We start from the raw sequence: 12,194 nt of genomic DNA on the forward strand, positions 1-12,194 counted from the left end.
TCAGTTATTGAAGAATTTAGGTATGATATTCTAACGATATGCCTTGATATAGGTATTTTCTCATCAATATAGTTCATCTAATGTTATATAAGTGGATAGGGTATGCAGCGAAAAGCAATTGTGATTGGCGCAACAGGGTTAGTAGGGCAGCATTTGGTAAAGCAACTGAGTGAGCTTTATGACACATTGATTGTGATTGCCCGCCGCCCGCCACGCTACATTAATGCCAGCATGCGTTTTTATCAAATCAATGATTTTGATAATCTCTCTGAAGTGTTTGCAAGCGTTGGCGCAGACCGAACTACGGATGCTTTTAGTTGTTTGGGTACGACAAAAAAGCAGGCTGGTAGTGACGAGGCTTTTCGCAAGGTAGATCGAGACTATAATGTAAACTTTGCCAAATTATGTCGTGACAAAGGGGTAGAGAATTTCTTTTTACTCTCCTCAATGAATGCGGATATTGACAGTCGTTTTTTATACAATCGAGTCAAGGCTGAGACAGAACAGGCTGTTATGGCATTAGATTTTGGCCAATTGGTCGTCTTCCGTCCGTCATTATTACTTGGTAAGCATAAAGGTCGTCCGCTTGAGAGCATTGGTCAAAAAGCCTTTAAACTCATCTCGCCGCTCGTGTCAGAGTCGCTATCGTTACATCCTATTTCTGCTAAACGCGTTGCCAGCGCCATGGCCATGAGTGCTCATGGTATATACCATCGCAGTAAATACCGTACTGAACCTCAAATCAAGCATATCGACATTATCGAAAATAAGCAGATGCTAGCGATGACTCGTGTCAAAAAATAAAGTACATGTTTTCTAGTGACAGACTCAGTCTCAAAACCGGAAATCTATAGATATCGATTTTTAATTGTGTCAGAACAAGTTTGCATCAAAACCATAGTACAAGAGTAAAAAATACAATAACTATTATCAAAGCATCAATAAGTATTTGAATACCAGTCAGTTGAATCACTAAAAACAAGGAGCAGGAGCAATGTCAGAATCGATACAAATGGATAGAGGAAATTTTGTCACTTGTGATCTATTGGATGCCAATCCTGAGTCGCAAGTATGCTTACCAAATATCGAAGGCAAGTCATTCCGTCAGTTTGGTGCGAAAGACAAATTCTGCGGTGAAATCGTGACGGTTAAGTGCTTTGAAGACAATAGCCGTGTTAAATCTCTATTGAATAGCGATGGTAAAGACAAAGAAGGCAATGGTAAGGTATTGGTCGTTGATGGCGGCGGCTCTATGCGCTGTGCATTACTAGGCGATATGATTGCACAATCAGCTATCGACAACGGCTGGGCTGGGGTTATTGTATATGGCTGTGTCCGCGATGTTGATGACATGGCAGCGATGGATCTTGGCGTGATGGCGCTTGGTTGTATCCCGCGCAAATCAACCCGCCGAGATGAAGGTCAAACAGATGTGGAAATCAGCTTCGGTGATTTAACGTTGAATTCGGGCATGTTTGTTTATACTGATAACAATGGCATCATCGCTAGCGATAAACCACTTATCAGCTGAAGTTTTAGGCTTGGCTTGATTAGCAAAAACGAAAACCTCAGCTGATAAGTTGGGGTTTTTTATTGTGTAATGACAGTTAAAGCGCAATAATCGTTGTTAACCCTCAATCATTAATGAGTAAACTCTTAAGTGACAAACCGTTACGGCATAAGTTTTGGTAATTGCTCAAATATTCGTATAATAGCTTTCTGACTCCTTAACTTTGATTCTACTCTTTATGCCTATTACTGCTCTGACTGACGCGTTTGACCCTATTAACCAGCAGTTGTTTCCTATCCAAAATGCCGAGCGGCGTTGGCTAGCGCCTGTCCATGGTGCGGTCAGCAGTTTATGGCTGGCAAGCTTGGTTCAAACACCTATGTGGAATGTTGCCGAGCGCCTAAAAGTTGTGGTGGCACGTGACCAGAACCAACTCAATCAAATAGAGACTGAGCTGGCATTTTGCGGAGTCGATGCTTACGTATTCCCTGACTGGGAAACGCTAACCTATGATGAGCTATCTCCACATCAAGACATCGTTAGCGAACGCATCAATCTGTTGACGGATATGCCGAAAACGGGCGTGCTACTTATTTCGATACAAGCCCTCATGCATCGCGTCGCACCACCAAGCTGGTTGATTGGACAGCATTTTGATTTGAGTGTCGGCGATCGATTTGATATCAATACCCAACGCGGGCTGTTGGCTAAGGCTGGTTATCGCGCGGTTGAAAATGTCTTTGAGCCAGGTGAGTTTGCAGTACGTGGCAGTATCATTGATATTTTCGCCATGGGTCAGCCTTTTCCGCTACGTTTGGACTTGTTCGATGATGAAATCGAAACGATTCGCTTTTTCCATCCTCAAACGCAGCGTACATTGACTGCCGATGATTTGAAGGTGATGTTGACGGGCAACGATACCAGTATGGCGAAGGAGTCATTGTCACTACTGCATAAAATGCCAGATATCTCTAAACCTATCGACCAATTTCAAATCTTGCCTGCAAAAGAGTTTCCGCTCGATGAAGGGCGTGAGACGTTCCGCACAAACTTTGCCGCGATGTTCCCCAATACAAGTAGCCGAAAGTCTGAGCTGCATAAAGACGTAATGGCAGGGATTGCTAGTAGCGGATTAGAGTATTATCAGCCGCTATTTTTTGACTTAAAAGACTGGGAGGCGGAGAGTAGTTTATTTTCCTATTTACCAAGTGATGCATTGTTTATCACCGATGAGTTAATCAATGAAAAACAAGCTGATTACTGGTCACAAATCCAGCGCCGCTACGAAGAACGTCGACATGATATTGATAAGCCTATCGTAGAGCCAGCAATGCTGTATCTACTATCTAACGCGCTTAACGAACAGCTCAATCAGTATCCAAGAGTAATATTAAGTGCTCGTGATGAACTGGCTACGATGAATGATGTGGCAGTGTCAGAAAGTATAGATGCCTCACAAATACCATTGCCATCGAGTGTCACTAAACAACAAGGACTGGTGACATTAAGTGCTCAAGAACCGCCACAGTTAGCAGTCAATCATCAAAAGTCTGAACCATTATCTGAATTGCTCGACTTCTTGGATACGCAATCAAAGACTTCAACACCCGTACTAATCGTTGCAGAAACCGCAGGCCGTCGCGAGATTCTCATTGAACTGTTTAAGGGCAAGATTGATATCAAGGCGTACGATAGCTTTGAAGCCTTTTTAGCCGCAGATAAAACCAGCGCTATTAATAACAGTCATCTACCGCATGTCGGTCTGACCGTAGCGCCAATTGAGCGCGGTGTCTATGTGCCTGAACGCTTGGTGTTGATTAGCGAGACACAGCTGTTTGGTCGTCAAGTCTTACAGACGCGCCGACGTCGCCAAAGCGGGGTATCAGAAGAGTTCTTGGTTAAAAGCGTCACTGAGATAACAGATGGCAGTCCAGTAGTGCATATTGAGCATGGTATCGGTCGTTATAATGGCTTGATTACCTTAGATGTGGGCGATGGTGAGCAAGAATTTATCCATTTAAAATATTCTGATGACGCTAGTATCTATGTGCCAGTGGCCAATCTGCAAATGATTAGTCGCTATAGTGGCGGCGATCCTGCCTTAGCACCGCTACATAAGATTGGTAGTGGTAAATGGGACCGAGCCAAGCAAAAAGCATTAGAGCAAATTCATGACGTCGCTGCTGAATTGCTCAATATGCAGGCAAGACGTGAGGCCAAAGTAGGTATTCATTTTAAGATAGACCCATCACAGTACGAGCTATTCGCCAGTCAATTTGCCTTTGAAGAAACCGCTGACCAAGCCAATGCCATTCATGCGGTAATGGAAGACATGAGACAAAACCAGCCGATGGATCGTCTTATTTGCGGCGATGTTGGTTTTGGTAAAACAGAAGTCGCGATGCGAGCGGCGTTTATTGCCGTTAGTGCTGGTTATCAGGTTGCCGTACTAGTGCCTACTACGTTGCTTGCCGGTCAGCATGAAGACAACTTCCGCGATCGTTTTGCAGATTGGCCAGTCCGTATCGAGAGCTTATCGCGCTTTGGCGGCAAAAAACATCAAGAAATGGTATTGGCTGATTTGGCCGCTGGTAAAGTGGACATTGTTATTGGTACTCATAAACTGCTACAACCGGATGTGAAATTTGCCAACCTTGGCCTGATGATTGTTGATGAAGAGCATCGCTTTGGAGTGCGTCATAAAGAGCGTATCAAGGCCATTCAAACAGATGTGGATAGCATGTCTATGACGGCGACTCCGATCCCTAGAACGCTTAATATGGCGCTCTCAGGTATGCGCGATATGTCGATTATCGCCACACCGCCTGCCCGTCGTCTTGCCATCAAAACCTTTGTAATGCAAAAGACAGAAGCCTTGATGAAAGAGGCCATATTGCGTGAGTTATTACGTGGTGGGCAGGTCTATCTACTACACAATGATGTTGCTAGTATTGAGCGTATGGCAGAGACCATTCGTGACCTAGTGCCAGAAGCACGAGTAGGAGTAGCTCATGGGCAAATGCAAGAGCGCCAACTTGAGCAGATCATGCAGCAGTTTTATCATAAAAAATTCAATGTGTTGGTTTGCTCTACTATTATCGAGACGGGCATTGATGTGCCCAATGCCAATACGATCATCATTGAGCGTGCAGATAAGTTTGGTCTTGCGCAATTACATCAGCTGCGTGGCCGAGTAGGACGTAGTCATCATCAAGCGTATTGTTACTTACTAGTGCCTTCTCTGAAAGGACTCAAAGGCGATGCCAAGCGCCGTTTGCATGCGATTGAACGCGCCAATACTTTGGGTGCAGGTTTTATGCTGGCAAGTGAAGATTTAGAGATTCGCGGCGCAGGTGAGATATTGGGTAAGCAGCAAAGTGGTAATATGCAGGCGATTGGTTTTAGCTTATATATGGATATGCTTGAGCGTGCGACTAAAGCCATCAAAGCTGGCAAAGAGCCTGATTTAAATACACCATTGTCATTGACTAGTGAAATTAACTTACATAGTTCTGCTCTTATTCCCGAAGAGTATCTACATGACGTGCATCAGCGCTTATTGTTTTACAAGCGTATTAGCAATACCGATGATAAAGAGGCATTGACGGATATTCGGACGGAAATGATAGACCGCTTCGGTGCACTGCCAGATCAAACCAAGCAATTATTCGCCATTCATGGATTACGCTTACAAGCAGAGCCGTTGAAAATTAATAAAATCGATGCCAATAGTAGTAGTATGACGCTGGAGTTTGCGCCAGATACCCCAGTCGATGCATTAGCGATTATCAAGTTGATCCAATCAAATGGTCAGCATTACCGTATGAATGGCGCATCTGGTATTCGTTATCAAAATAGCGATAAACTGGCTACACCGCAACAGCGAGTGACGGTCATACAAGAACTGTTGCGCTATTTTAGCGAGCATATGGTGACAGAGCCTGCTTAGTACATAGCTGGATATCAAATAGGCTAGATAGTTAGTCTAAGGCAATAAATCATGGTGCTATTTTATCAACCAGATAACTGATAAAATAGCCAAACTAACTTTTTAACCTTCTGTATTTTTATTTGCATTAAACAACAAGAGAACCGTCATTATGTTCCAACTTCATCATAAACTTGCTGCTGATAGTTTTTTAGTGGGGGATTTTCCATTATCCACTTGTCGTTTAATCAATGACTGCCAATTTCCTTGGCTTATATTAGTGCCACGAGTCTCAGGTATCAAAGAGTTATATGAGCTGTCTGAAGCAGACCAAACACAGTTTTTGCGAGAGTCGAGCTGGCTGTCGAGTCAGTTAGCTAAAACCTTCCAAGCTGATAAAATGAATGTAGCCGCTCTGGGCAATCAAGTGCCACAACTTCATTTTCATCATATTGTTCGTTATCAAAACGACATGCAATGGCCAAACCCTGTATGGGGCGTGCCTGCTGTTCCATACACTAAAGAAGTACTAGCGCAAATGCAGCAAACATTGATGATGGCGCTACGTGGTCATCACCAAATGCCGTTTGATTGGCAAATGTAATAATCGTTCTATCTTGCTTTTAATAAGAATAGATTGAACCGTAGCCGTATTGGTAAAAGAAGAGGCCAGATGCCTAAAGATATCTGGCCTCTTCTTTTACCTCAAATATGGATAAACTAGACAAAAGGTCGCCTTTTGGTCATCACTAACCTTGTTTTAACTTATTTCAAAAGTATAATATATTATTAGATATATCTTATGACGAGTTGTCATAAGGGCGTTTCATAAGCATGTGCTAGGGTTACACATTTTATATCTCGAATAGCTCGTCCCATTTAAGTGAAATCATGTATGCCCCTCTCAGAGACATTCAAACTAGTTACGCCGTTAAAGGATACGGGGACTTGTCATTTCGACTATCCAGAAGTGTTCGTTTTAATACTGACAGTTATTTTACGTGCTATATATTACGACTTCCGTCCTATCTCAATGGCATTATTGGTTATTATTACCTTGCCAAGTCTTATGATCTTGATATACAACTACCGACGTCAGACCAGCTTTTGGACGTCTAATATAGTTATTATTCTATTATCGGTTGTCATCGGTTCTCTACAATGTTGTACGATCATATCAGTCAGCTTGGCTGCTTTGATTGGTATACGTATCATTCTTAGCCGACCCGAGAATCACCTCAGACTGCTATCTGTATCTTTCGTAACAACCATTGTGTTTTACTATGTCAGCACGATTTTAGATACAGATCGTATGGACTTTCAGGAAGGCTTATTACCATTGATAGTAATGGTGGCAAGTATGGGCGTTATTTTGTATCAGTTCTGGCGTATCTATCAGCAACATACGACTTTTAAAGCACGTGCCCATCAGGCTGGCGGCCGATTGAATACTATGGTATCGGTAATCAATAAGCTAACCCGTTTTGTACCGCCTCAAATTTGGGAACCCATTGTTAGAGCTAATAGCACGGTTAATGTGTCCAACAAACGTGCCAAATTGACTATCATGTTCTCAGACATTGTCGGCTTCACTAAGCTGTCTGATAGTCTAAGCTCTGACAATTTGGCGGATATTCTCAATACTTACATGCATTGCATGACCTTAATCGCTGATAAACATGGCGCAGTGCTTGATAAGTTCATTGGTGATGGGATGGTATGCTTCTTTGGTGAACCTGATAGTCAAGGCTCGCGTCAAGATGCGCTTGATTGTGTGGCTATGGCAATAGATATGCGCCGTGAAATGCGCACGTTACGGCAGAAATGGCGGCTGATGGGGTTTGAAGGCTTATATATACGTGTTGGCATCACAACCGGCTATTGTCACGTTGGCAATTTTGGTAGCAATAACCGATTAAGCTATACAATCATCGGTAAAGAAGCCAATTTAGCTTCTAGGCTTGAGTCCTGTGCGGGTAAAGATCAGATATTGGTCAGCGAAAGTACTTACGATTATATATGCCATAACTATGAATGCGAACACGTTGCAGCGTTTCACTTAAAAGGCTTTGATGAAAAGGTCAACGCATGGCAAGTATTTGATCCTAGTGCTAATACAGGTCACCTGTCTAAATGGGTCGACCACACATTGCCTGGTTTCAATTTGCATTTGAATTTTAAAGATATGAAAGACAATGATTATCAAGATATTAGAGCTCGCTTAAATTTTGCACTTGAACGCGTCGAGCAAGAAGAAGAAAAAGTAGTCACGAGTATGGCTGCAGAAAATAAGCATAATGACACCAATCACAAGTAAGCGCTTCAAGTTCAATATCTCATAATCATATATAGAAAAAGGCCAGCTATGTGATAGCTGGCCTTTTTTAATCATAACTAGAAAGTGTTATTATTGTTTAATGATTTTCTTTAGCATGATTGAGGGTATATTTTGGAACTTCGATGGTCAAGTCTTCATCATCAAGCATGACCTGACAAGATAAACGTGAGTCAGGCTCTAGTCCCCAAGCACGATCAAGCAGATCAGCTTCGATATCATCCATCTCATCTAAACTATTAAAACCCTTGCGCACTACGACATGACATGTGGTACAAGCTTTTGACATCTCACAAGCATGCTCGATTTTAATGCCTTTTTCTAATAGTGCTTTGCATAAGTTTTCACCAGCCTGTAGCTCAACTTCTGCGCCTTCAGGGCAAATTTCGTGATGGGGTAGTACGGTAACTTTTGGCATAAATTATCTGTCCGATGCTAATCAATTTAAAAAATATTAGAAGTTAGCTTAACGTGTCAGTTAAGCGATATATGTCGATGTATTTATTACCAGTCTTTGGCACTAGTACCTGCCATACTGGTCTTGACGCTCTGATTCATAATACGTGCAGCAAAGGCATCACTATGTGGCTTGAGCTGCGCTTGTTGTGCTTCGATAAGCGCTAAATCATTAGTGCTAAGAGAGTTACGTAGCGCTTGTATATGCTCTGCTAGTGACTGTTGTTCTTCAGCAGAAAGCAACGCTGTAAATTCGTTAAGTGCCGACTCTAGGGCAAGTACTTCACGTTCCGCTTCTACTTTTGTCTCAATTAAAGAACGCGCATTTTTGTCTTCTTCTGCGTGTTTAAACCCTGCAATCAGCAACTGTTCTTTTTGCTCATCTGATAGACCATAAGAAGGCACAATCTCGATTTTGCTTTCTGTTTTGGTCGTCGTCTCTTGGGCACTGACAGTAAGCTGACCGTTAGCATCAATACTAAAGGTGACTTCAATACGAGCAAACCCAGCTTTCATTGGCGGGATACCATACAGCTCAAAACGTCCAAGCGAGCGACAGTTTTCTACCGTTTCGCGCTCACCTTGCACCACGTGAATCACCATACCTGTTTGACCATCTTGATAAGTGGTAAACACTTGACGTTTCTTCACAGGGATAGGCGTGTTGCGTGGGATGAGTACTTCAACCAAACCGCCCATGGTCTCAAGACCTAATGATAATGGCGTTACGTCCAATAATAATAAATTGTTGTCACTATCACCATTAACCAATTGATGAGCAGTTTGGGCAGCACCTAAAGCAACCACCTCATCTGGATTCAGGCGGCAAAGTGGCTGCTTAGCAAAAAATTCAGTCACAACTTTCTGTACGGCAGGCATACGAGTTGAACCGCCCACTAATATAACTTCATCTAGATCTGTAGTAGACAGCTTGGCATCGCGTAGGACTTGTTCACACACGCTTAGCGTACGGCGGCTAACAGGCTCTACGATATTTAGTATATCTGTACGGCTTAATACGCCTTGATAAGACTGACCATTGACACTAACACTGATATCTACTTGTTCAGCATCAGTCAATGCTTGTTTATAAGCTTTGGCTTGTTGAGCTAGTATTGATTTGTCATGCAGGCTTACATCTTTTGGATCGATATTTAATAGTTTAATAATCCAATTGGCAATAAGACGATCGATATCATCGCCGCCTAGTGCGCTATTACCACCAGTTGCCAATACTTCAAAGACACCGTCGGTCAGCTTTAAGATAGAGACGTCAAAAGTACCACCGCCCAAATCATAGATTAAGTAATAGCTTTCTTTTTTACTGTCTTCTGACGATTGGTCAAGACCATAAGCGACTGCCGCCGCCGTTGGTTCATTCAACAAGCGAAGTACGTTGATACCCGCTGCTTGAGCAGCATCTTTAGTTGCTTGACGCTGTGCTTCATCAAAATAAGCGGGAACCGTAATCACGGCACCCTCAATACTATCTGCAGGTAAGGCGCTTGCTGCACGTTCCTCAAGAGCCGCTAATATACGTGCTGATACTGCAACAGGAGAAACCTCACCTTGAGCCGTTACAAAGGCGGGCATATCATCTTTATTACCAGATAACTCATAAGGATGAGAGAATTTGATATCAGCTTGACTACGACCCATAAAACGCTTAGCCGAGACGATCGTATTTTTTGGATCATCCGCTAAATGCGTTAGGGCGTCATAGCCAACCAATGGCGTACCAGTAGCTGGATAATAGACAACAGACGGTAATAATGTATCTGTCGCTGCGCCTGCCTCTAAGACTTGTGCCTTACCTGAACGCACCACAGCAACCAACGAGCGTGTAGTACCGAGGTCGATTCCCAAGCCAAATTTATGTTGGTGAGGTTGAGCGCTTTGATTGGGTTCAGCAATTTGCATTAAAGACATAAGGATAACTCAGAGATAAAATGAATAAGTGAAATGGAGCAAATATAGCATATGCAGTAAAAGAGCTTAACGTCGGTAATCTCATTCCATAAAGAGGATAGATTCTGACAGTTTAATGCGCTTAGACTCAAAGATTATACGGTATCACGGTCGCTATTTTAACCAAATATATAGAATTTAGCTTGTTAGTGAGAGCCATAACCACAGATATTTAGACGTATAAGTCATCGTCATCTGAATGCGATGAATTTGCAACATCATCAAGCCCAGTCGTCACATCAGCATTTAGCTTAACTAAAAATTTCAGTTTCTGTGTCGCATCAATCGCTGTTTGCCAATCTTGATTTTGATAAGCATTATTAAAGCGTTCAGATTGATTTGCTAAGCGCTCTGTAATTTGAGGATGTAATTGCTGCAAGGCTGCAAGATCTTTGTCCTCGATAGCATCATCTAGATCCATACGCATCTGCATCGCATCTTCCAAAAAGTCCAAATCTGCGATTGAGTGCTCTATGTTTTGTGCTTGATCTGCCATGTCTAATAAATAACCAGCACGACTATCAGGAGCGCTTAGTGTTTGATACGCTTGATTGATTAAAGCGGACGCTTTTTCAGACTGCAACTGTGCTTGAACCATATCGGTCTGATTTTTGGCAACATTATCAGGATGATAGCGTTTCTGCAGCAATCGCAAACGTTGTTCTAGATTGCTTTGGTTGATTTCAAATTGTACAGGCTGCTCAAATAGGGCAAAGAAGTTATCAAACTGTGGTTCTGAAGTAATATCTGTCATAATCCGATGCCTTGCTTTTTTATTTGTTTTTGAAGTCATGACCTAGCTAAGAATACTGAATCGCTTGGCTACTCAACTACATTAACCTTTCTTCATAGCGATAGCAGAAATACTGCACTATTCTTATGAAAGCTTATTGAAGCATAAGTCTATCAGTTTTCAGCCATTGAACAATTAAACTGTAAAGGACTCACCGCAACCACATTCACCTTTCTGGTTAGGGTTGGTGAATTTAAAGCCTTCGTTTAGACCTTCTTTTTCGTAATCCATCAACAAGCCGTCTAAATATACTAGGCTTTTAGGATCAATAAAGATGCTAACGCCGCGACTTTCATAACACGTGTCATTTTCATCAGGGGTATCTACAAACTCTAAAACGTAAGCCAAGCCCGAGCAACCCGCCGTACGGATACCAACTCGAATGCCTTCGCCTTTGCCGCGATTGTCCAAAAAGTCTCGAACATGCTGAGCGGCGCGTTCTGTCATTTCAATCATGCCAACTCCCATTGACTATTAATCATAAATATCAATAAAAAAATCTAGATAAATTGACAATCAGAATTACAAGATTGCCAAAAGTGTAGGCTTACGACTATTAGAAAACAAAAGGTGACAATTACATAAGTGTCATTGTCACCTCTTTAGCGTCAGTAGCGATTATACATTGCTACTTTAGCGTTGCTAGTACAACGTAGCGCATACGTTAGCAGGTTTAGCCTAGCTTAGATCGCAGCTTCTTCTGCTGAAGCCGCTACGCCATGCTTTCCTTTATAGTCGCTAATAGCAGCTTTAATGGCGTCTTCTGCAAGTACAGAGCAATGCACTTTTACTGGTGGTAATGCGAGCTCTTGAGCGATATCGTTGTTTTTGATTTCGCCAGCTTGATCCAAGCTCTTGCCTTTTAGCCACTCAGTAACAAGCGAGCTTGAAGCAATCGCTGAACCGCAGCCATAAGTCTTGAAACGTGCATCTTCGATAATACCATTATCGTCGACTTGGATTTGTAGACGCATTACATCGCCACATGCTGGGGCACCGACCATGCCGGTACCAACGTTTTTGGCGTTTTTGTCAAGATTACCAACGTTGCGTGGGTTTTCGTAATGATCAATAACTTGGTCACTATAGGCCATGGGGTTTTCTCCTAGTTAGATGATGAGTAGTCGTTTATCAACTTTAAATGTCTAACTACTCATCGATAATTGGGGTCAAACGCTTAATTTAATTGTCTGATCAATTGTTT

10 protein-coding genes are annotated in these 12,194 nt (G+C 42.5%); 5 read left to right on the forward strand and 5 right to left on the reverse strand.

Annotation, left to right across the window (positions count from 1 at the left end; all coding sequences use genetic code 11):
* Positions 1–102: 102 nt before the first annotated feature.
* The 5 genes from DXK30_RS05375 to DXK30_RS05395 all read left to right on the forward strand — a co-directional run bounded on the left by DXK30_RS05375 (position 103) and on the right by DXK30_RS05395 (position 7,755).
* Positions 103–804, forward strand: a complete 702-nt coding sequence (locus tag DXK30_RS05375; protein ID WP_114700826.1) for an NAD-dependent epimerase/dehydratase family protein — start codon at positions 103–105, stop codon at positions 802–804.
* Between the two features lie 208 nt (positions 805–1,012).
* Positions 1,013–1,531, forward strand: coding sequence for a ribonuclease E activity regulator RraA (gene rraA / locus DXK30_RS05380; protein ID WP_390178027.1), 519 nt, complete (start codon positions 1,013–1,015; stop codon positions 1,529–1,531).
* Between the two features lie 217 nt (positions 1,532–1,748).
* Positions 1,749–5,459 (forward strand): transcription-repair coupling factor, encoded by a 3,711-nt coding sequence (mfd, locus tag DXK30_RS05385; protein ID WP_114700828.1) that lies wholly within the window; start codon positions 1,749–1,751, stop codon positions 5,457–5,459.
* Positions 5,460–5,610: 151 nt separating this feature from the next.
* Positions 5,611–6,042 (forward strand): HIT domain-containing protein, encoded by a 432-nt coding sequence (locus DXK30_RS05390; RefSeq protein WP_057759208.1) that lies wholly within the window; start codon positions 5,611–5,613, stop codon positions 6,040–6,042.
* 291 nt (positions 6,043–6,333) lie between these two features.
* A complete protein-coding gene (locus DXK30_RS05395) occupies positions 6,334–7,755 on the forward strand; it encodes an adenylate/guanylate cyclase domain-containing protein (protein WP_201637766.1) in 1,422 nt (473 codons plus the stop codon).
* Between the two features lie 97 nt (positions 7,756–7,852).
* Here the strand turns inward: DXK30_RS05395 and fdx are convergent, their stop codons facing one another.
* From fdx to iscU, 5 genes are all read right to left on the reverse strand, one after another.
* Positions 7,853–8,191 (reverse strand): ISC system 2Fe-2S type ferredoxin, encoded by a 339-nt coding sequence (gene fdx, locus DXK30_RS05400; RefSeq protein ID WP_101206134.1) that lies wholly within the window; start codon positions 8,189–8,191, stop codon positions 7,853–7,855.
* An 86-nt stretch (positions 8,192–8,277) separates the two neighbouring features.
* Positions 8,278–10,158, reverse strand: coding sequence for a Fe-S protein assembly chaperone HscA (gene hscA / locus DXK30_RS05405; protein ID WP_114700830.1), 1,881 nt, complete (start codon positions 10,156–10,158; stop codon positions 8,278–8,280).
* A 211-nt stretch (positions 10,159–10,369) separates the two neighbouring features.
* Complete coding sequence (hscB, locus tag DXK30_RS05410) at positions 10,370–10,951, reverse strand: Fe-S protein assembly co-chaperone HscB (RefSeq protein WP_114700831.1); 582 nt, start codon at positions 10,949–10,951, stop codon at positions 10,370–10,372.
* 174 nt (positions 10,952–11,125) lie between these two features.
* Entirely contained in the window at positions 11,126–11,446 is a 321-nt protein-coding gene (gene iscA / locus DXK30_RS05415; RefSeq protein ID WP_114700832.1) for an iron-sulfur cluster assembly protein IscA, read from the reverse strand.
* Positions 11,447–11,673: 227 nt separating this feature from the next.
* Positions 11,674–12,084 carry a Fe-S cluster assembly scaffold IscU gene (gene iscU / locus DXK30_RS05420; RefSeq protein ID WP_114700833.1) on the reverse strand — a complete coding sequence of 137 codons (411 nt, stop codon included), beginning with the start codon at positions 12,082–12,084 and terminating at the stop codon, positions 11,674–11,676.
* Between the last annotated feature and the right edge of the window lie 110 nt (positions 12,085–12,194).

It is taken from the genome of Psychrobacter proteolyticus (assembly GCF_003350005.1).
Taxonomy (GTDB): Bacteria; Pseudomonadota; Gammaproteobacteria; order Pseudomonadales; family Moraxellaceae; genus Psychrobacter; species Psychrobacter proteolyticus.